This window comes from Pseudomonas sp. AN-1, assembly GCF_034057115.1.
Taxonomy (GTDB): domain Bacteria; phylum Pseudomonadota; class Gammaproteobacteria; order Pseudomonadales; family Pseudomonadaceae; genus Geopseudomonas.
This window is the reverse complement of the sequence record NZ_CP139195.1, coordinates 344,459-364,530: the sequence shown is the minus strand read 5'-3', so window position 1 is coordinate 364,530 and position 20,072 is coordinate 344,459. Positions and strand designations below refer to the sequence as shown.

Annotated in this window: 20 protein-coding genes and 3 pseudogenes; 6 read left to right on the top strand and 17 right to left on the bottom strand. The window is 63.1% G+C overall.

What is annotated here, in order from left to right; translation table 11 throughout:
• Window positions 1–32 precede the first annotated feature (32 nt).
• Together SK095_RS01720 and SK095_RS01715 are read right to left on the bottom strand one after the other, a co-directional pair.
• A complete protein-coding gene (locus SK095_RS01720) occupies window positions 33–314 on the bottom strand; it encodes a hypothetical protein (RefSeq protein ID WP_136489016.1) in 282 nt (93 codons plus the stop codon).
• Between the two features lie 61 nt (window positions 315–375).
• Window positions 376–981: an arylesterase gene (locus SK095_RS01715; RefSeq protein ID WP_201486593.1), complete on the bottom strand. Its 606-nt coding sequence runs from the start codon at window positions 979–981 to the stop codon at window positions 376–378.
• A 10-nt stretch (window positions 982–991) separates the two neighbouring features.
• Here SK095_RS01715 and SK095_RS01710 point away from each other — a divergent pair, with 10 nt between their 5' ends.
• From SK095_RS01710 to SK095_RS01700, 3 genes and pseudogenes are all read left to right on the top strand, one after another.
• Complete coding sequence (locus SK095_RS01710; RefSeq protein WP_320547640.1) at window positions 992–1,672, top strand: ABC transporter ATP-binding protein; 681 nt, start codon at window positions 992–994, stop codon at window positions 1,670–1,672.
• A 1-nt stretch (window position 1,673) separates the two neighbouring features.
• Entirely contained in the window at window positions 1,674–4,178 is a 2,505-nt protein-coding gene (locus tag SK095_RS01705; protein ID WP_320547639.1) for an ABC transporter permease, read from the top strand.
• 30 nt (window positions 4,179–4,208) lie between these two features.
• A pseudogene (locus SK095_RS01700) lies at window positions 4,209–4,376 on the top strand (transcription elongation factor GreB); the annotation flags it as partial.
• 90 nt (window positions 4,377–4,466) lie between these two features.
• On the opposite strand, the gene SK095_RS01695 reads toward SK095_RS01700, so the two are convergent.
• A complete protein-coding gene (locus tag SK095_RS01695) occupies window positions 4,467–5,726 on the bottom strand; it encodes a hypothetical protein (RefSeq protein WP_201486596.1) in 1,260 nt (419 codons plus the stop codon).
• Window positions 5,727–6,150: 424 nt separating this feature from the next.
• Between SK095_RS01695 and SK095_RS01690 the strand changes: the two genes are divergently transcribed.
• Window positions 6,151–6,276 carry an IS3 family transposase gene (locus SK095_RS01690; RefSeq protein ID WP_414153867.1) on the top strand — a complete coding sequence of 42 codons (126 nt, stop codon included), beginning with the start codon at window positions 6,151–6,153 and terminating at the stop codon, window positions 6,274–6,276.
• Window positions 6,277–6,915: 639 nt separating this feature from the next.
• Here the strand turns inward: SK095_RS01690 and SK095_RS01685 are convergent.
• Together SK095_RS01685 and SK095_RS01680 are read right to left on the bottom strand one after the other, a co-directional pair.
• The gene (locus tag SK095_RS01685; protein ID WP_201487066.1) at window positions 6,916–7,257 is read right to left on the bottom strand and encodes an RNA chaperone Hfq; all 342 of its coding nucleotides are present in this window, start codon (window positions 7,255–7,257) and stop codon (window positions 6,916–6,918) included.
• 21 nt (window positions 7,258–7,278) lie between these two features.
• Complete coding sequence (locus SK095_RS01680; protein WP_201487064.1) at window positions 7,279–7,722, bottom strand: hypothetical protein; 444 nt, start codon at window positions 7,720–7,722, stop codon at window positions 7,279–7,281.
• Between the two features lie 90 nt (window positions 7,723–7,812).
• Between SK095_RS01680 and SK095_RS01675 the strand changes: the two genes are divergently transcribed.
• Entirely contained in the window at window positions 7,813–8,124 is a 312-nt protein-coding gene (locus tag SK095_RS01675) for a helix-turn-helix domain-containing protein (protein ID WP_201487062.1), read from the top strand.
• Window positions 8,125–8,193: 69 nt separating this feature from the next.
• Here SK095_RS01675 and SK095_RS01670 read toward each other — a convergent pair whose 3' ends face one another.
• Entirely contained in the window at window positions 8,194–8,559 is a 366-nt protein-coding gene (locus SK095_RS01670) for a histone-like nucleoid-structuring protein, MvaT/MvaU family (protein ID WP_201487060.1), read from the bottom strand.
• A gap of 46 nt (window positions 8,560–8,605) precedes the next feature.
• Window positions 8,606–9,166 (bottom strand): recombinase family protein, encoded by a 561-nt coding sequence (locus SK095_RS01665; RefSeq protein WP_201487058.1) that lies wholly within the window; start codon window positions 9,164–9,166, stop codon window positions 8,606–8,608.
• A 291-nt stretch (window positions 9,167–9,457) separates the two neighbouring features.
• On the opposite strand from SK095_RS01665, the gene SK095_RS01660 reads away from it, so the two are divergent.
• Window positions 9,458–10,417, top strand: coding sequence for an arsenic resistance protein (locus tag SK095_RS01660; protein WP_320547638.1), 960 nt, complete (start codon window positions 9,458–9,460; stop codon window positions 10,415–10,417).
• Between the two features lie 143 nt (window positions 10,418–10,560).
• On the opposite strand, the gene SK095_RS01655 is transcribed toward SK095_RS01660, so the two are convergent.
• The 10 genes and pseudogenes from SK095_RS01655 to lspA form a co-directional block, all read right to left on the bottom strand.
• Entirely contained in the window at window positions 10,561–11,235 is a 675-nt protein-coding gene (locus SK095_RS01655; protein ID WP_090212132.1) for a DsbA family protein, read from the bottom strand.
• A complete protein-coding gene (locus SK095_RS01650) occupies window positions 11,232–11,666 on the bottom strand; it encodes a disulfide bond formation protein B (RefSeq protein WP_090212130.1) in 435 nt (144 codons plus the stop codon). The genes SK095_RS01655 and SK095_RS01650 overlap by 4 nt, the downstream gene beginning before the upstream one ends.
• A 273-nt stretch (window positions 11,667–11,939) precedes the next feature.
• Complete coding sequence (locus SK095_RS01645) at window positions 11,940–12,266, bottom strand: DUF2790 domain-containing protein (RefSeq protein WP_201487054.1); 327 nt, start codon at window positions 12,264–12,266, stop codon at window positions 11,940–11,942.
• 146 nt (window positions 12,267–12,412) lie between these two features.
• Entirely contained in the window at window positions 12,413–15,532 is a 3,120-nt protein-coding gene (locus SK095_RS01640; RefSeq protein ID WP_320547637.1) for an efflux RND transporter permease subunit, read from the bottom strand.
• 14 nt (window positions 15,533–15,546) lie between these two features.
• Window positions 15,547–16,656, bottom strand: a complete 1,110-nt coding sequence (locus tag SK095_RS01635; RefSeq protein ID WP_217681734.1) for an efflux RND transporter periplasmic adaptor subunit — start codon at window positions 16,654–16,656, stop codon at window positions 15,547–15,549.
• Between the two features lie 9 nt (window positions 16,657–16,665).
• Window positions 16,666–17,211 carry a hypothetical protein gene (locus tag SK095_RS01630; RefSeq protein ID WP_217681735.1) on the bottom strand — a complete coding sequence of 182 codons (546 nt, stop codon included), beginning with the start codon at window positions 17,209–17,211 and terminating at the stop codon, window positions 16,666–16,668.
• Window positions 17,212–17,240: 29 nt separating this feature from the next.
• Window positions 17,241–18,530: a TolC family protein gene (locus SK095_RS01625; protein ID WP_090212122.1), complete on the bottom strand. Its 1,290-nt coding sequence runs from the start codon at window positions 18,528–18,530 to the stop codon at window positions 17,241–17,243.
• A 133-nt stretch (window positions 18,531–18,663) separates the two neighbouring features.
• Window positions 18,664–19,023 (bottom strand): DUF2946 domain-containing protein, encoded by a 360-nt coding sequence (locus SK095_RS01620; protein WP_090212121.1) that lies wholly within the window; start codon window positions 19,021–19,023, stop codon window positions 18,664–18,666.
• A gap of 80 nt (window positions 19,024–19,103) precedes the next feature.
• Window positions 19,104–19,475: pseudogene (locus SK095_RS01615) on the bottom strand (ISL3 family transposase); the annotation flags it as partial.
• A gap of 59 nt (window positions 19,476–19,534) precedes the next feature.
• A pseudogene (gene lspA, locus SK095_RS01610) lies at window positions 19,535–20,048 on the bottom strand (signal peptidase II).
• Between the last annotated feature and the right edge of the window lie 24 nt (window positions 20,049–20,072).

Below are 20,072 nucleotides of genomic sequence, written 5' to 3'. Positions count from 1 at the left end.
ATTGTACATCGACAACCGACGCCGGGGAAAATTCAGCGCACCGGCCAGTCCCGCGGCAGGCCGCGGCGATCGGCGCGCAGACGCTGCAGACAGACCGAACACAGCCGGCGGTCCTTCAGGGTGGCCCTGTCCAGCTCCTCCCACAACGGCTGTGCCGGCAGCAGGCTGCCGCACAGGGTATGGTCGCCCGGATCGTCCAGCTCCAGCTGCCGGGCAACCAGATGCATGCGCACCTCCTGACAGGCGAACAGGTCCAGCTGCTCGGCGGGAACGAGCAGCCGGTAGGCATAGAGGGACCAGGGCTGGCGCGACATCAGGGGGCTCCGGGGCGGCGCGGCGCGCAACCTTAGCCGAAAGCCTCGAACGGGAAAAGCACTAAAGCAGCGGCCGCAGCGTCGGCCAGAGATTTTCCAGCAGGATCGGCTGGGCCTCGGCCGCCGGATGGATACCGTCGGCCTGCATCAGGCCGGCGACCCCGCCGACGCCCTCCAGGAAGAACGGCACCAGCGGCACCTCCTTCTTCTGCGCCAGATCGAGGTAAACCTGCTCGAAGGCGCTGGCATAGCGCTGGCCGTAGTTGGGCGGCAGCCTCATGCCCAGCAGCACCACCTGCGCGCCGGCCTCGCGACTGCGGGCGATCATTCCGGCAAGATTCTGTTGCAATCGCGCCGGCGGCTGGCCACGCAGGCCGTCGTTGCCGCCCAGCTCGATCAGCACCAGTTGCGGCCGGTGGTCCTCGAGCAGCGCCGGCAGGCGCGCCAGACCGCCGGCACTGGTGTCGCCACTCACCGAAGCGTTCACCACCTGCCATTGCGGCGCCTCGCGCTGCAGACGCTCGGCGAGCAGGCTGACCCAGCCCTGGCGGGTTTCCAGGCCAAAAGCCGCGCTGATACTATCGCCGACGACCAGCAGGGTTCCCGCCGCCGCATTCTGCACCAGCAACAGCAGACCCAGGCAGCCGCTCAACAACCAAGGACGCATCTGACTCTCCATGAACGCAAGCATTCTAGTCGCGCGTAACCTTAGCAAAGTGGTCCGCAGCGCGGAAGGCGAGCTGACCATCCTCGCCGACCTCAGCCTGGACCTCGTCCGCGGCGACAGCCTGGCCATCGTCGGCCGTTCCGGCTCGGGCAAGTCGACCCTGCTCGGCCTGCTCGCCGGCCTCGACCGCCCCAGCGACGGCGAGGTGCTGCTCGCCGGCCACGCCCTGTCCACGCTCGACGAGGACCAACGCGCCCGGGTGCGTGCCGAGCACGTCGGCTTCGTGTTCCAGTCGTTCCAGTTGCTCGACAGCCTCACCGCCCTGGAGAACGTCATGCTGCCGCTGGAGCTGGAAGGCCGCGACGACGCCCGCCCCTGCGCCCGCGAACTGCTCGAGCGCGTCGGCCTCGGCCAGCGCCTCTCCCACTATCCGCGCCAGCTCTCCGGCGGCGAGCAGCAGCGGGTGGCGATCGCCCGCGCCTTCGTCGGCGAGCCGGACATCCTGTTCGCCGACGAACCCACCGGCAACCTCGACAGCCAGACCGGCGAACGCATCAGCGAGCTGCTCTTCGAACTCAACCGCGAACGCGGCACCACCCTGGTGCTGGTCACCCACGACGCCCGCCTGGCCGCACGCTGCCACCAGCAGATCCGCCTGGAGGCCGGCCGTCTGATCGCCGCGCAGGCCTGACATGCGCAACCTGCCGCTGTCCCGACTGCTGCGCCTCGCCCTGCGCCAGCTGCTGCGCGAAGCGCGCAGCGGCGAGCTGCGCGTGCTGTTCTTCGCCCTGCTGATCGCCGTGGCGGCGAGCAGCGCCATCGGCTATTTCGGCGCCCGCCTCAATGCCGCCATGCTGCTGCGCGCCGGCGAGTTCCTCGCCGCCGACCTGGTGCTGCGCGGCACGGCGCCGGCCAGCCCCGAGCAGATCGCCGCCGGCACCCGCCAGGGCCTGGAGCACGCCCGCGCGGTGGAGTTCTCCAGCGTGATCGCCACCGACCAGGGCGTGCAGCTCGCCAGCGTCAAGGCGGTGGACGACGCCTACCCGCTGCGCGGCCGTCTGAAGAGTGCCGCGCAGCCCTACGCCAGCGAGGAGCCCGGCGGTCGACCGGCGCCGGGCGAAGCCTGGGCCGAGGCGCGCCTGCTGGCGGCGCTGGACCTGAAGGTCGGCGACCCGATCGAGGTCGGCCGCCAGATGCTGCGCCTGACCCGGGTGCTGACCTACGAACCGGACCGCAGCAGCGACTTCTACAGCCTGACCCCGCGGGTGCTGATCCACCTCGCCGACCTCGACGCCACCGGCGTGGTCCAGCCCGGCAGCCGGGTCAGCTACCGCGAACTGTGGCGCGGCGCGCCTGAGGCCCTCGCCGCCTACCGCCGCACCGTGCAGCCCGGCCTCGCCGCCCACCAGCGCCTGCAGGACGCCCGCGACGGCAACCGCCAGGTCGGTGGCGCCCTCGACCGCGCAGGGCGCTACCTCAACCTGGCCAGCCTGGCCGCCGTGCTGCTCGCCGGCGTCGCCGTCGCCCTGTCGGCGACCCGCTTCGCCAGCCGCCGTCTCGATCTCAGCGCCATGCTGCGCTGCTTCGGACTGACCCGCCGCGAGACGCTGCTGCTGTTCGGCCTGCAGCTGCTGCTGCTCGGCCTGCTCGCCAGCCTGGCCGGCGCCCTGCTCGGCGCTCTGGCGCAGTTCGGCCTGTTCCATCTGCTCGCCGGGCTGCTGCCGCCGCAGATCCCCGGTGGCGGCCTGCAGCCGGCGCTGGTCGGCATGGCCACCGGCCTGGTGGCGCTGGCCGGCTTCGCCCTGCCGCCGCTGGCCGCGCTGGGCCGGGTGCCGCCGCTGCGCGTGCTGCGCCGCGACCTGCTGCCGCCACCGCTGGCCACCTGGCTGGTGTACGCCATCGCCCTGCTCGCGCTGGGTCTGATCATGTGGTGGCTGAGCCTGGATATCCGCCTGACCCTCGCCCTGCTCGGCGGCGGCCTGCTCGCCTGCCTGGCGCTCGGCGGCCTGTGGCTGCTGGCCCTGCGCGGCCTGCGCCGGCTGCTGGCCGACGCCGGGCTGACCTGGCGCCTGGGCCTCGGCCAGCTGCTGCGCCACCCGCTGGCGGCGGTCGGCCAGTCGCTGGCCTTCGGCCTGATCCTGCTGGCCATGGCCCTGGTGGCCCTGCTGCGCGGCGAACTGCTCGACAACTGGCGGGCGCAGCTGCCCGAACAGGCGCCCAACCACTTCGCCCTGAACATCCTGCCGGCCGAGCGCGACGCCTTCGCCGCGCACATCGCTGCCCTGTCGCCACAGCCGGCCAGTCTCTACCCGATGCTGCCCGGGCGGCTGGTGACCATCAACGGCCAGCCGGCGCGCGAGGTGGTGAGCGAGGAGTCGCGCGGCGAGCGTGCCGTGCGCCGCGACCTGAACCTGACCTGGTCGGCGCAGCTGCCGGCCGGCAACCAGTTGCTCGCCGGTCAGTGGTGGGACACGCTGCCGGCCGATCATGGCCCGTCGGTGTCGGTGGAGGCCAAGCTGGCCGAGAGCCTCGGTGTGCAGCCGGGCGATCGCCTCGGTTTCACCATCGCCGGCCAGGACATCGAGGCGCGGGTCGCCAGCCTGCGCAGCGTCGACTGGGACAACTTCCAGCCCAACTTCTTCGTGATCTTCGACCCGCAGAGCCTCGCCGGCCAACCGGTCACCTACCTGACCAGCTTCTATCTGCCGCCGCGCTCGGAGCAGGCGCTGGTAGAGCTGGCGCGCGCCTTCCCCGCCGTCACCCTGCTGCAGATCGACGCGGTGCTCGCCCAGCTGCGCGGCATCCTTGCCCAGGTCACCCTGGCGGTCGAATACGTGCTGCTGTTCGTCCTCGCCGCCGGACTGGTGGTGCTGTTCGCCGGCCTGCAGGCGACCCTCGACGAGCGCATCCGCCAGGGCGCGCTGCTGCGCGCCATCGGCGCCGAGCGGAGCCTGCTGCTGCGCGCCCGGCTCAGCGAATTCGCCGTGCTCGGCGCCGGCAGCGGCCTGCTCGCCGCCGTCGGCTGCGAGCTGATCAGCGCCCTGCTCTACCGCCAGGCGTTCGACCTGGCCTGGCAGCCGCACCCGATGCTCCTGCTCCTGCCGCCGCTCGGCGCCCTGCTGGTCGGCGGCGCGGGCCTGTTCGGCACCCGCCGCGCACTCGACGCCAGCCCGCTCGCCGTGCTGCGTGAAGTCTGACCCTGCCACTGCCTACAGGATGCCCGTCCGATGAGCCGTTACCGTCCGCCGCGCAGCGCCGGCACCCCGCTGATCACTCCCGAGGGCGAGGCACGTCTGCGCGCCGAGCTGCACGAACTGTGGAACGTGCGCCGTCCACAGGTCACCCAGGCGGTGAGCGAGGCCGCCGCCCAGGGCGACCGTTCGGAGAACGCCGAATGCTCTTAAGAACCCCGGAGCACATACTAAAATCGACCAGACCTACATAGCTAGGCTATCAGGCAATAGTATATATACTATTGGCACATACTATCTGCCGCCACCCTTCTGACTATGCAATGCCGGCATCTCCTCCCCAATTTGAACCCTCTCTAACCACCTCGAGACGACCTCTCGCGCAGAGAGCCTGCTCCAATCAAAATGGTCATCGAGAAAAAAATTACAGAAAAATGTCTCGAATGGTGCCCCTCCTACGTTTGGAGGAAACGATTTTGACTTTTTTAACTCCAACCCATGTTCCTCGATATAGTCAATATAATTACCGAGAAACTTTGCGAAAAGGTGCCTTTGTGCAAACGAATAAATCCCTTTCTTATGCTGATAAACAATAACCCTGTCCGCCTGCGCATGAAATGTATAAAATAATTTTGTCGGGCTATACCTTTCAGCCAGATGCAAAAGTAACGCCTGAAGTGCAGAGGAATTTTCAATTTGCAATTTGAACTCCCTTGCCACCTCCCCAATCAATCCGTAAAGACCCGCCTGCTTCATCTCTGTGACTATTTGCCGCATGCGAGTGACCTCCTCGATAGATAGCCTATCCCGAGCAATTCTTGCATGCAGCACCTTCAAAAGCCCCCCCGCATCACAACCCTCAGCCGGACACAAGATATACACACCTCGGTATACACCATCCGGCGAGACACAGACTTCACTAAAATTTCTCGCCCGACTCCTTGATGCATTATCCGCCACACACATTGACTTGCTTGCAGACTCCACCTCTGGCGGAAGTGATTCTATGAATGCAAAAACCCTTTTTCCAAGCAAAGAACTGAAGATGCTATAATCAATAGCCGGAACTCCAGTCACACAAATCTCATTAGCGCCCTGAGCTATCGGCAAACGCAAGTCCACCCCACCAGCAACAACGGAAAAAAGAAAGACAGACTCAACAACATCAAGCTTATCAATATAGTCGAAAGGAAAAAGATTGCTCCTCTTGAACTCCCCAACAACCTTAGCACTCCGATCAAGCAATTCTTCTCGCGCCACTCGCTGACACTCTGAGCACCGAAACTCAAGAAGCCTCACCCTTTCAATAAGCTGCGCCCTGCTTGAAACTGGCTCAACAACCCCACAACAAGCACACACAAATTTATTTGAATTTTTCGCAAAGCAAGACTTACTAATAATCTTAGCTACACTCCGAGCCCCACCAAGCCGGTAGGAATGACTTATATCCCCAACCCTAAAACAAAACTCAGCCCTAGTACCAAAATGACCACGCCAATAATCATTAATAACTGAAACCTCAATATCCGAAACACCCACCGAATAACAAATCATGCAAAATCCTCATAAAATCCTAAAAGCCAAAGGATCCTAGCACGCCTCAAACGAGCACTCATCTGAAGTGGGGTGCAAATTCCATCCATGCCAGGGCATCGACCTGCTCGCAGTGACCGGCGCCGAATCAACGCTGGGTGGCGAGCTGCTCGATGAGTGGCAGCATGACGGCGCAACTGGTCAGCGACGCTCTGATGACGACCATTGGCGAAGAGGCAAGTCGGTGCCACTGCCGCTTCTCCATCAATCCGATCCAGGGCAATCAGTACGTCAGCTAGAACCTCCTGCGGTTACTGGCCGATCAGGGCATCAAATGCAGCATGAGCCGCAAGGAGGATTGTTGGGTCAATGCAGCCATGTAGAACCTTCTCTCGATGCTGAATATCGAGCGGGGCATCACCGCCAGTAGGCGACACGGGACGAGGTGCGAGCCAATGTTTTCGACTACATCGAACGTTTCTACAATGCTCGACGACGGCATTCGCCCCTGAATAGAACTAGCCCGGTAGTATTTGAAAAGCGCCATGCAGGGTTAACTGGGTTTCCCTGAAAGTGGGTGAAGCCAAATCAACCAACTTTTCAGTGAAAACCGTGCTGCTTCTGGCAGCTGCAGCATCATGGGCATGATGCTTGAGGCGTGCCTCATCAAAAAGCAACAGGGCCTGCGATAACAAGCAGGCCACAGTCGCGCGCCTCTATATTTCGAACCTGCTGAATTCTAGCCTGATGTCGCGCTACCAAATCAGGCGTGATGTAGCGACTCCACCAAAGTATAGACGCAAGCCCGGTGGCATTAGCTGGCGGTACTTTGGGGTTTAAACGCTCGCCGAGCTGTCGACTGGGCGCTCTCCGCCAAGCCTGATAAGGAGCTGGCGATCAATGCGCTCTACGCGCCGTAACAGGTGATGCTCATCTCAGATAGGCAGCCAATATTGCAGCCACCTGAGCTGGCAGCAGCCGTGCCGCTAGCGGATGGAGCAGAGCATGAATCAGCACAACAACTGCTGGGACAGCACCCTGTTGGATCTATTATTTCGCAGCCTGAAGACAGAATAGATATCGCCGACAGGTTACATGACCATCAAAGCTCCGCAGCAGGATATCAACCATTACCTGATCCATCGACACACCTAGCACCGCCCTCACCAGATCAATACCGGATTTCCTCAGGCTGTGACTGAGAAAAAACTTAACCCACTGACCTAGATGGCTTGACGATTGCAATACGACGCTTCCGCCTTCTCTGCAGAGCGGTTCCCATCCCCCTGTAGCGCAGAAAAAGATCGAGATCCTCGGCAGCTCGAATGTATGCGATGCTGCTTTTAAAGATCATCCGAGGCTCCTTGTTCCGACTGCGACCGCCAAGCAAGAGAGACTTCCGATCATGGGATCGCACCACACCGATGAACTGCACACCTGACTCAAGAAAAATGGTCAGCTCTCGACCGTGCGCGATGCAATGATCAAGAAATCTGCTCTGCTCGGCTGCCGAGCGATCAATCTTCTCGACCTGATGACGGAACTCTTCCATGACAACCCCGTGATCCCACAATTATCTGCGCAGGTGCTTGTCCGCTGAGAAAATAGTATGAGAGGTCCGCAAATTGTTTCTTTGCGCGCTAGGGTGGGTACTGTAGCAGTGCCCACCCTCAACCTTAAAAACATACCCCAGCTGGCTGTCCTCATCCAAAGCCACATTCACCTCTTCCACCGGCTCCATCATCCAGCGCTGACTGCCATTCAAATGAGCAGGCGTGACCAGCAATGCCTGTGCCAACCAAGAGCAATCGTCTTGCTCGTCGAGCAAGCGCTGAAGCGCTGGCACCGACGGAATCATCAGCATGCTGCTTATCCTGTCGTCACCCACTTCCCGTATGAACTCTATGTAAAACCACGGCCAGTGGACGTCTTGCTCGACGAACTGCCAATGCTGCACGCGGGTGTCACCAAAAAGCGTGCCCAAAGGCAGCTCCGCGTGTCGATACGTCATGAACATAGCTTTTCCTGCAAAAATATTAACTATAGTTAATGGCGATCCGACGTTCAAGACGGCTTCATCATCTCTTTTCCGGGGATGATGAAAAAGATGGAGCTGAAGACGGCGCTCGGCATGGCCCTGAGAAGGGCAAGGAAATCCAAGCAGCTCAGCCAAGAGGACCTGGCAGGCGTCAGCAGCCAGACCTACCTGAGCATGCTGGAGGGCGGCGCCAAAAGGCCGACACTTGAAAAGCTCGACGCTATAGCCTCTGCCATGGACGTGCATCCCCTGACGATCCTTGCTGACTGCTACCTGCTCATGGATGAGAAGCTCACGCTGGATGAGCTTTTCTCCCGTATTCGCACTGAACTCAGCCAGAGGGAGGCTCCCCCCAAGTCAGCCGCACAGAGCTCAGCCTAGGTGTGCAGTCAGATACTCAGCAATTGCCTTGGTAGGTAGACCCATTAGTTTACCCACCAAGACTCACCATCAGTCCTGCCGCCACCCCTCGACGACCTCAGCCCCGAACTCCGCCTTCCAGGCCTTGAGCAGGGCATGGTTCCCGCTCTTGGTTTCGATGCGCTTGCCAGTGACGGGCTGGACATAGACCTTCACCTGGCGAGGACGGCGCTGCTTCACGACCTCCGACGCGACCGGCTCAAGCTCGACCGGCTGCGGATTGAGGATGGCGACAACCTTCGCCAGCCCCATACCGTAGTCCGCCATCAGCGCCTTCAGCTTCTCTTCGAACTTCATTTCGCGCTGCAGACTGGCGTCGGCCTGCAGTTGCTCCAGCAGAGCCATCTGTTTCTGCAGTTCACGCTCGGCACGGCGAAATTCGGCCAGTTTGGACATGTTCACTCCTTTGGTTTTGTAACGAAATCAAATCGGAAACGGCCGGCTACTCGCCGGCGCGCAGGTATTCGTAGAGGGTGGCCCGGCTGATGCCGAACTCGCGGGCCAGGGCAGCCTTCGGCTCGCGAGCTTCGGCGCGACGGCGCAGCTCGGCGACCTGCTTGCTGTTCAAGGCTGGCTTTCGGCCGCGGTAGGCGCCGCGCTGCTTGGCCAGAGCGATTCCTTCGCGTTGCCGCTCGCGGATCAGCTCGCGCTCGAACTCGGCGAAGGCCCCCATCACCGACAGCAGCAGGTTGGCCATTGGCGAGTCTTCGCCGGTAAAGGTCAGCCCCTCCTTCACGAACTCGATCCGCACGCCGCGGCCGGTGAGCTGCTGCACCAAGCGACGCAGATCGTCCAGATTACGGGCGAGGCGATCCATGCTGTGCACCACCAGGGTGTCGCCATCGCGGACGTAGCCGAGCAGCGCGTCGAGCTGGGGACGCTGGGTGTCCTTGCCGGAGGCCTTGTCGGTGAACACCTTGCTCACCTGGGCGCCTTCGAGCTGGCGATCCGGGTTTTGGTCGAGGGTGCTGACCCGGATGTAGCCGATCCGCTGTCCGTGCATACAGCCTCCAGGGTGATTGTGTATGGATGAACCCTATAGAGCTGCCAGACACATGTCAAACAATGTAGAAAACGACCCTATCAAGACGCACGGGAGCCAGCTTCCTGAGTGTCCTGATAGGGTATGGCTCATCCGGACAGATGAGTGGCGGCCGTAATCGATCAAAAACTCTGTCACGCCTATCTTCTGCTTTATCTGAATTGTCTCTTGCCGCTTGAAAACACCTCAGCCCAGAAATAACGCCTTTCAAGGTGCGAGAATGCCTGCACCACAAACAGGAGGGGATTGAGGATGTTGCGAGACTGGCTGGAGCATAACCAGATAGACTTGTATTTCGTCGCCGTAGCCATCGCGGCTGCTGCAGGTCTGACCTCCGAAGATATGGCTGATCTGGCGGCAATGGCTATCACGCCGGCGATTGCCGTGTTGATGTATGCCATGTTCATGCAGATTCCATTCCTTGAACTTCAGCAAGCCTTCGCCAACCGACGCTTCGTCGGCGCCTTGCTGCTGGCCAACTTCGTGCTGGTGCCGCTGCTGGTCTGGCTTCTGACCCTGCCGCTGTCGACCAACAAGGCCCTGCTGGTCGGAGCCCTGCTGGTTCTGCTGACGCCCTGCATCGACTACGTGGTGGTATTCACCCACCTGGGCAAAGGCGACTCGCGGCTGGTACTGGCCGCCACGCCCCTCCTGCTGCTGCTCCAGCTGCTGATGCTGCCGGTTTATCTGAAGCTCATGCTCGGCACGCAGGTGGACACGGTGATAGCTATCCGTCCCTTCGCCGAGGCCTTCCTGTTGCTGATCGTCGCGCCCTTGGGGCTGGCCGTCGCCACCGAGCTGAGTGCGAGACGCTCCGCGGCGGTACGCATCTGGAGCGCCGGCTGGGCCTGGCTGCCCGTGCCGGCGATGGCAGTGGTACTGGTGACCGTGATCGGTTCGCAGATCGCTGCGGTGGCCCAGCAATTGGAAGTGCTGGCCCCCCTGCTACCGGTCTACGCCGCGTTCATGTTGCTCGCCCCTGCGCTCGGGGCGTTCAGCGCCAGGCTGTTCCGCCTGGCGGCGCCGGCAGCGCGGGCGGTGGCCTTCAGTACCTCCACTCGCAACTCGCTGGTGGTACTGCCACTGGCACTGGCACTGCCCGAGCCGATCAGTGGGCTGGCGGCGGCCGCGGTGATAACCCAGACCCTGGTGGAGCTGGTCGGTGAGCTGATCTACCTGCGCGCCATCCCGGCGCTGGTAAGGGGTATCTAGAGCCTGTACCTGTCTGTGTTTGGTAGCGGGCGAAAACAGCACTCCAGCGAGTGCCGGTGCCATCCCGGCAGCACCACCCGCCGGGTGCCTACGCTACGCCCGGCAGGAGGTGGACTGTAAGCTCTATCAGCGCACCCTTGGTGTCAGTTCCTGGCCTTGGCTACTTCGCTGCGAACCAGATCGCGCAGCGGCTCGGGACCGAACTCGCTCAGCGCGCGGCCATTGACGAAGAAGGTCGGGGTGCCCCGGATACCCACCGTCTTGACGTCCTGCATATCCGTCTCCAGTACGGCGTCGACGCCGGGCGTGTGCATGTCAGCGCGGGCCTTCTCCACATCCAGGCCGGCGCCCTCGGCGGCGACCCAGGCTGCTGCCACCTTGGGGTCGTCGTGCCAGCCTGGCTGGGCGGCGAGCACGGCCTCCAATACCTGCGGGTAGAGGTTCTGCTTGCGCGCGGCCTCCAGCATGCGCGTCACTTCCTCGGAGCCCTGGTGGAACAGTACATAGCGCAGCACCAGCCGCACATCGCTGGGGTTCTCGACGAGGATCTTCTTCACATGAGGGTAGAAGGCACGGCACGCCTCGCAGGAGGGGTCGAAGAACTCGACGATGGTCACCGGCGCCTGTGCCGGGCCGAACACCGGCGAGTGGAAGCGCACCAGGTTGCCGCCATTGGGCGCGTCCGGCGGCATCTGGGCGGGCGCCTGGGCCACCTGCGGCGGTTGCGGCGGCGTCGTCTGCGAGTAGAGGAATACGGCCACGGCGAAGACGGCCAGGATCGCCACGCTGATGATCATGACCAGGGTACGGCGGTTCATGGAGCAGTTCTCCGGCGAATGACGAGGAGCAGGATGGCGATAAGGACGAAAGCAAACAGGGCCAGCATCGGCAGCGGCACGCCGCCGAAGATGGTCATGCCGGCGCCCGAGCAGGACGGACCGGTAGCCGTGCAGGGCTGGATCGGCTGAGGAATCAGCCCGGCGTAGAGCAGCGTGTGAGCGAAGGCCAGTGCCGCGCCGATGCCGGCCAGCGGCAGAGCGTAACGCCAGATGGCGAAGTCCGAGCGGTAGCAGGCGATGGCCAGGATCACCGCCAGCGGGAACATAAAGGTGCGCTGGAACCAGCACAGTACGCAGGGAGCCTGCCCCATGACCTCTCCGATGAATAGTGCGGAGAGACTCGACAGCAGCGCCACCAACCAGGCGAGTAGAAGCAGTGGCCAGGGTCCGGAAGATGATGACGTACTCATTGGCCCCTCCTTGTTATGTAACGAGGACAGCAGTGGACAGCCATCCCATTGACTTGAAACATGACGATTCCTCCCAGATTGGCGGTTTTCAGAAGGGCTTGTCGGGATCCTAAATCCCATAGGAGATTCCCTAAAAAATCGGCGCCACTGGGACGCCGAGTGTCTGGAAAGGGGCAAGGCCCAGACGAAAGCACTTTCAACCACACGGCTGCAGTCAGCCGCTCCTTACATTAGGTGGGGCCATTTTTAGGCGATTGGTCAGCCGGCCCCCGCTCAGCCGCGCCGGCATCCTCCTCCGACTGCTTGGTACTCGACCGTTTGGAGCTCACCCTTTGAGTCGAGGAAGGTCATCCGCGCAGGCACCACGCCACAGACCTTGGCCTTGCGTGTCACACTGATCACCTTGACTACATCGAGCTCCATGCCATAGCGATACTTCTCGACTTTCGGAGCGGGTTTCCCGAGCTCTGCGGCATACGCTTCCATGGCGCGTTGGTTCTCCTGGATGATCTTGTCAGGGTCATTGTCGAAACCAGCCGATATTGCGGTGGAAGAGACGGCAAACATCGAGAGGGCCAAGATTGCTTTCAGGGATTTCATTTGAGTTCCTCTATCACTTCGGTAATTTGCGGAGTGCTGCTTCAGCGACTTCAGCTTCCGGATCATTTGTCGGCAAACACGGTTACTTTGTGGTGCGCAATACCGCCCCGGAGGGCTGTGATTGCGATGAGAAATGAGGCAAACCATCAGAAGGCCCCCGCTTCGCGATCAGCTATCAGGCGCTCGGTGTCCTTGCGGCCGAACAGCCAGAACATCACCGGGGTCAGATAGGTATCGAGGAGGGTCGAGCTGATCAGGCCGGAGAAGATCACCACCGCCACCGGGTGGAGGACTTCCGTGCCCGGACGCTCGGCCTCGAACAACAGGGGCGCCAGGGCAAAGGCGGTGACCAGCGCCGTCATCAGCACCGGGCTCAGGCGCTCCAGCGAGCCGCGCAGGATCATCGCGTGGTCGAAGTTCTCCCCCTCGATGCGCATCAGGTTGATGTAGTGGCTGACCTTGAGGATGCCGTTGCGCACCGAGATACCGGCGAGGGTGATGAAGCCGATCAGCGCGGCAATCGACAGCGGCTGCCCCGACAACCACAGGCCGAGCACCGCGCCGACCAGGGCCAGCGGGATGTTGACCATGATCAGCGCCGACAGGGTCGCCGACTTGTAGCGGCTGTAGAGCACCACGAACATCAGGATCAGCGAGACGATGGACAGCAGGCCGACCAGACGCGACGCTTCCTCCTGGGCCTGGAACTGGCCGCCCAGGGTGATGAAGTAGCCTTCCGGCAGCTTGGTCTCGTCGACCACCTTGCGGATGTCTTCGACGATCTCCGACAGCGGGCGCCCTTGGGCGTTGGCCGACAGCACGATGCGACGCTTGCCGTCGTCGCGACTGATCTGGTTCGGGCCGTCGCCGTCCTCGATGCTGGCGATCCGCGACAGCGGTACCCGACCGGTCGGGGTCTCGAACAGGATGTTGCCCAGCCCCTCCGCCGAACGCGCCGTCTCGGGCAGGCGCACCACCAGAGCGAAGCGCCGGCCACCCTCGACGATCTGGGTGACCTTCTCGCCCTCGACCAGACTCTCCAGCGTCGCCAAGATCTGCGGCGCGGGCACGCCGTACTGGGCGGCGGCGGCGTAGTCGATGCGCACCTTGATCTGCGGAGCCAGCACCTGCTTCTCGATTTCCAGGTCGGCGATGCCGGGAATATCCGCCAGCCTGCCGCGCAGGGCATCCGCCTGGCCGCGCAGGGTGTCCAGATCCTCGCCGAAGATCTTGATGGCGATCTGCGAGCGCACGCCGGACAGCATGTGGTCGATCCGGTGCGAGATCGGCTGGCCGATGCCGATGGCCGCCGGCAGATTGACCAGCCGCGAACGGATGTCGCCGGTGATCTCATCCATCGAGCGGGTCAGCTCCGAGGCCGGCTTGAGGCCGACATCCAGCTCGCTGACGTGCACACCCTCGGCGTGCTCATCCAGCTCCGCGCGACCGCTGCGGCGGCCGACGTGGGTCACTTCCGGCACCTGCATGACCAACTGCTCGGCCTGCTGGGCCAGCGCCGAGGACTCCGCCAGAGTCACGCCGGGGTTCAGACGCAGGCCGATCAGCAAGGTGCCCTCGTTGAACGGCGGCAGGAAGGTCTTCGGGAAGAACGGCACGCTCGCTGCCGCGACCAACACGGCAATGCCCGCTACGACTACAGCTGCCTTCGGACGCTGCAGGACGGCTTGCAAGCTGCTGCGATAGCGGCTTTTCAGCCAAGCCAGCAGTTTGGTGTCGCCATGCTCCAGCGACTTCATCCGCGGCAGCAGATAGAAGGACAGCACTGGGGTGACGGTCACCGAAACCACCAGCGAGGCCAGGGTCGAGACGATGAAGGCGATCCCCAGCGGTACGAATAGCCGCCCTTCCATGCCCGGCAGGGCGAACAGCGGCAGGAACACCAGCACAATGATGATGGTGGCGTAGAGGATGGCCGAACGCACCTCCATGGTCGCGTGCCCCACCAGTTCCAGCGGGTGCAGGCGGTGCTCGGGGTGCTTGGCCCGCTCCACCTTCAGCCGGCGCAGCACGTTCTCCACGCCCACCACAGCATCGTCGACCAATCCACCGATAGCGATGGCCAGGCCACCGAGGGTCATGGTGTTGATCGACAGGCCGAAGTACTTGAACACCAGACCGGTGATGAAGATCGACACCGGAATGGCCGTCAGCGCGATGATGGTGGGCCGCAGCGTGCCGAGGAAGAAGAACAGGATCGCCGCGACGAACACCGAGGCGCCGATCAGCTTGCCCTGCAGGGTGCTGATCGAAGCCTCGATGAAACTGGCCTGACGGAAGGTGACCTGGGGGGCCTCCATTCCGGTCGGCAGCGACTTGCGCATTTCCCCCAGCGCCGCCTCGATGGAGCGGGTCAGCTGGATGGTATCGGCCGTCGGTTGTTTCTGGATGCCGAGGATCACTGCTGCCTTGCCTTCGAAGCCGGCATCGCCGCGCTTCAGGGCTGCGGCAAAGGTCACTTCGGCGATCTGCCGCAGGAGGATCGGCTGGCCGTTACGCGCCGTGATGGCCAGGTTCGACAGATCCCCCAGACTCGACGTCCGCCCCAGGTTGCGAATCAGATACTCGCGCCCATTGAGCTCGAGGAAGCCCCCGGAGGTATTCGACGAATAGCCCTTGAGCGCCTCCTCCAGCTGCGTGTGGCTGATGCCCAGCTCGGCCATGCGCGCCGTGTCGGGCTGGACCTGGAACTGGCGGACCTCACCGCCAATCGGGATCACCTGGGCCACACCGGGGATCGCCATCAGGCGCGGACGCAGCACCCAGTCGGCGAACTCGCGCACCTGCATCGGGGTGATCCGTGCCGCGTCGATGGGAATCGCGATCTGCATGATCTCGCCCATGATGGAGCTGATCGGCCCCATGCGCGGGATCACGCCCGGTGGCAAGCCCTCCTCCATCGCGGAGAGCCGCTCCGACACCATCTGCCGGGCCCGAAAAATCTCCGTGCTCCAGTCGAAGGTGACGTAAATGAACGACAGCCCGCTGCTGGAGACCGAGCGCACGCTCTCCACGCCGGGCAGACCGTTCATCGTGGTCTCCAGCGGGAAGGTGATCAGTTGCTCGACCTCTTCGGCGGCCATGCCGCCAGCCTCGGTCATGATGGTGACCGTGGGCTTGTTCAGATCGGGAAAGACATCCACCGGCATGCGTGACAGGGTGAATGCGCCGTAGGCCATCAGCACCAGGCTGGCGATGATCACCAGCAGACGATTGCCGAGGCTGTTGTCGAGGAGCCACTTGAACATGGGTCAGGCTCCCTTCAACGAATCTGGTTGATCAGGCTGGCAGCCTGCGTCACGACACGATCCCCAGAGGCAAGCCCACTGGTCACCAGCACGGATACCCCGTCCAGCGCGGCAAAGGTGACCGGGTGCGGCACGAAGTGCTCCGGCGCGGTCTTGACCCAGACGACATTCTGGTTGGCGGCATTCTTCATCAGCGACGCCGCCGGCACCCGGATGCCCCGGGTACGACTGGCGGTCTGCACGAAGACTTTCACCGGCTGTCCCACGGCCAGGCGGGACAAGGCGCTGCCCTCGCCCTGGAACAGCATCGGCAGGGCCTGTTCACGCAGGCTGCGGGCCGCGCCGATGAAGGTCAGCGGCACACGTTCGCTACCCACCGCCAGAGTGGCTCCCGCCACATCGGCGGCCTGGTTCAGGTCGTAGGCCAGCGCTTCGATGCGCAGACGGGAGGGATCGACCACCTCGAACACCAGTTCGCGGGCATCGACCACCTGGCCGGAGACGGCATTGGTCGAGGCAATCACCCCGGAAACCGGCGCAACCAGTGCGTCCCGCGCATTGACGCCCGAATTCAGCGCAGCGACTTGCGCCCCCAGACTCGCGGCCTCGCTGGCTGCTGCCTCGATATCCTTGCGCGGCACCGTATCGGCCAGCTCGCGCAAGCGCGCCAGGCGCTGGTCGGCAAGGCCCTTGGCCGCTCGCAGTTGAGCCAGCTGCGCAGCCTGATTGGCCCGCTCGAGAACATCGCCGGTCGCCACTACATAGGCCAGCACCTCACCTTTCTTCACCGCCTGCCCGACGCTGGGAAAGCCGCGCGGTCCGGCTTCGAGGCGCCCAGCCAGCACGGCCTGCACCTTGCCGCCGGCATTGGGGTCCATCACCACCTTGCCGGCCAACTCCAGCGAGCGCGGCAATTCGGCCGTCTCGAGCGGCAAGGTGCGCACCCCGATCTGGCGTTGCGCCGGTTTGGGCAGGAATACGCTGCCGTCGGGCAGTCGCTGGGGGCCGTTGCTGTTGCTTGCAGGCGCTTCTTCGCCATGGTCATGCCCTTCGCCAGCCCAGGCGGGCGAGGTCAGCGACAGCAGGGCCAGGCACACCGCGGAAATCAGAAAATTAGCTTTCATAAAACACCTTCACGAATGACGAGGAGCGACACGGGCGCGGCGCATAGCCCAACCCAGCAGGGCAAGCAGAACCAGCCCGCCGGCCCCCCAGGCCCCATAAGTGCCCCAGGACACGCCAGATGCAGACTCTTCGGCGTGCTCTTCGTGATGGATATCCAGTTCGGCGGTCAGCTGCTCACGCTGCTGGTCGGCCACCACCAGGGCGACGATGGCCAGTTCGCCCTCTTCGGGCTCCTCCGCCAGCGCGGCCTCGAACTCGCCCGGCTCGTGCTGCTCGACCTCGACCTTGACGCCACCCACCATCAGCTGGAGGGTGGCGTCCGTCACCGGACTGTTGTCGGCAGCCCGGTCGAGCCACAGGGTGAGGTCGTGGCCATCGAGCACGCCGACCAACTCGAAGGTGTCGGAAGTCGCCGCGAAACGCGGCAGGGCCGGGCCTGTCGGAGTGGCCGGCGCTTCGCCATGGTCATGCCCATCGCCGGCTTGAGTGGCCAGGGGGGCGGCAGCGATCAAGATCGCCGCAGTGAAGGCTGTCAGCCTTGGAAACAGTGTCATCTTTGCAGTCCTGTAGGTTCGTTCTGGCCCTATTCGGGCAGCAGACCCAGTGCCTGGCGCAGTGAGGAAGTCGCCGCCTCCTGATCGAGTCGGGCCAGAGCGGCCTGACGCTTGGCGTCGGTTGCCTCGAGCTCGATACGCAGGCGCGTCGGCAGATCGGTTTCGCCGAGGCGGAAGGATTTTTCGAAGAAACCGCGCGACTCCTGGGCGAGCCGGGCACGCTTATCGGCAGCAGTCACTTGGGCGCGGGCGGATTCGAACTCCAGCCGGGCGGCCTCCAGCTCGCCGAGCAGGCGCTCACGCGCCAGACGCGCCTGCACCTCGGCTTCGATGGCTTCGGCCTCGGCCGTGGCTTGCTTGGCGCGATTGCGGCTGCCCGAGCCGAAGGGGATGCGAATGCCCAAGGTGAGGCTTTCGTCATAGGACTCCCCCGGCTCGCGTTCGCGGCTGGTAGACAAGGTCAACTCGGGATTGGCTCGGGTCTGCACGCGAGCCAGCTCGGCCGAGCGGCGAGCGACCTCGGCCTGATCCAGCAGTGCGACCACCGCCGGATGCTGGGCATCCAGCACAGCGAAGTCGGCGGGCAGCGCGGGTACCGGCTCACCGGCAACTACGCCAGACGCAGCCTCTTCGCGACCACCCGGCAGGGTGCCGATCAGGCTGCGCAACTGCTGCGCAGCCGTCGCCAGCGCACTCGTGGCTCGCGCCGCTTCGATCTCGGCCAAAGCCGCAGCCCCCTCGGCCTGGTGCTGATCGGCCTGGGCCAGCTCACCCGACTTGACCCGCTTGGCGACATCGGCAGCGAGCTGTCGGGCATTGCCCTCGCGCTCGCGGGCCAGGCTCGCTTCGACCCGGCTGCGTTGCCACTGCCAGTACGCCTCGCGCACCTCGGCAGCAGTACGCAGCTGCGCAGCCGAGGCGCGACTGGCGGTGGACTGGGCCTCGGCCTCGGCCACGGCGCCCGTCCGCGAGCGCTCGCCGGGCAGCCACAGGGGGATGGCGAGGCCGACATTGTGCTCGCGGCTACCATCGTTGCCATTGAGCTGGTCGCCTTTGCTCGACAGCTCCAGGGCCATGGGCTCGGCGGTCCAGCTGGCGGCGGCGGCGCGACGGGCAGTGGCCGCCTCACGACGCGCAGACGAGGACTCCGCTTCGGGCTGACGCGCCCAAGCGGTATCGAAGGCTTGCTTCAGCGATAAAGGACCGGCAGTGACCGACTGCAGGCTGGAAGCACTTGGCGCTGTCTGCGCCAACGAACTGCCGGTGGCCAGCACGAGCAAGGCACAGGGCAGCCATTTTCTGGTTTTGCTTGGGAACATCCCGACTCTCCAGTGATGAAAAAGCTCACGGGGAATCGGCGAGACGCCATCAGCTGGCTCGCAGCACGCCAACGCTCATCGTCGCTGACGATGGTCGTTGAGTGGGTACGGGAGAGAGGAGTCGCCTCGCCGATCAGGCGAGGCGGGCCCAGGCAGGGCGCTCAGGCGGAGAGAATGGCCGGGACAGCGGATGAGCTTGGTAGCCAGTCTCGCCAGCTGAGGAGCTGTTCACATCAAACAGAGTTGCCGCGGAAAAGATCGCCGTGACGCCAGCGGAAACGCAGGCGTTGCAATCGCCATGCAGGTTCTTGCCGCCTTGGGGATCGGGACCGTCGTCGTCCTCGCTTCCCGCCTGGCTTTGGTGCTGATGAACGTGGTGGCCGAAATGCTTCGTCTGGTTACCCGATTCGTGCTGGCAATAGCTGCCCACTGCAGCCCAACCGAGCTGCAGCGGCATCATCACCAGCAGAAAAATCGTTAGCCAACGGCGCATAAGGACTTGATAGTAGATGGATTAGTTATATGGAATCTTAACAGTTTCTGTCTGGTAAGAAAACCTGACGGGACCGACGGCACGCTGACGATCTCGACCTTCTGCCAGTCTTTCAGCTTCATCAGGGCTGGTCACCACATCCTGACGGTGGCTGGCCAGCAGATCAACCACGGCCTTCGCCTTGATGTTGGTGAGGACGCAACGATAACGCCGATCCAGATACAGTTCATCGATGCCAAGATACGGGGCGTCTCGAGGCGGCGCCAGTAGCTCATGAGCTCGGCACAAGCGTTGAAAATGTCCCACACCGTCTTCTCGTCCAGGCCGGTCTGTTCAACCACTTAGGGCAGGGCCTTCTCCACGTACTCATGCAGCCGTAGCGTCAGGCGGAAGCCGTCCATCATCTCCGGTAGCTGGAGTCTGAAGGTGGTCTTGCAGGCCCGCACCTCGTATTCCGGCATGTGCAGGATGTCGTCGGGAGTTTCGGTCATGGCTTTATTAGGTGTAGGCTTCAGGCAGCCCCATCTGGCTCGACATTGAGATTTGATTTCCCACGTAACAAGCTTACGGAAGCGATAAGAAATGCACCGAGGACAATTGCAATGTCGGCGAGGTTGAAGGCCGGCCAATGCCAGTATCGCCAATAGAAATCAAGGTAGTCCACAACATAGCCACGGAATATCCGGTCAATCAGATTACCTGTAGCACCACCGAGGATCAGGCAGTAAGCGATGGCTTCCCCTTTATGACGATTGTCTCGGATAAATTTGATAAGCACAATCGAGACCAATACCGCGATCCCTATAAAAAAGTAGCGCTGCCAGCGCTCCACCATCAGCGAAAAGACTAAATGCGGCACCGGTGTTCCAAACGTGTACCCAGTTAAGGAACGGAGTCACTGGAAGAGACTCGCCATAACCCATTGACTGCTGGACTATCCACTTTACACCTTGGTCCGACGCTGCTATCAAGCCGGAGAGAGACAATATAGCATGCGACGAGAGCTTCTTGTCAAGAACAAGCATTTTTTAATCCTTAAGCGCCAGAAT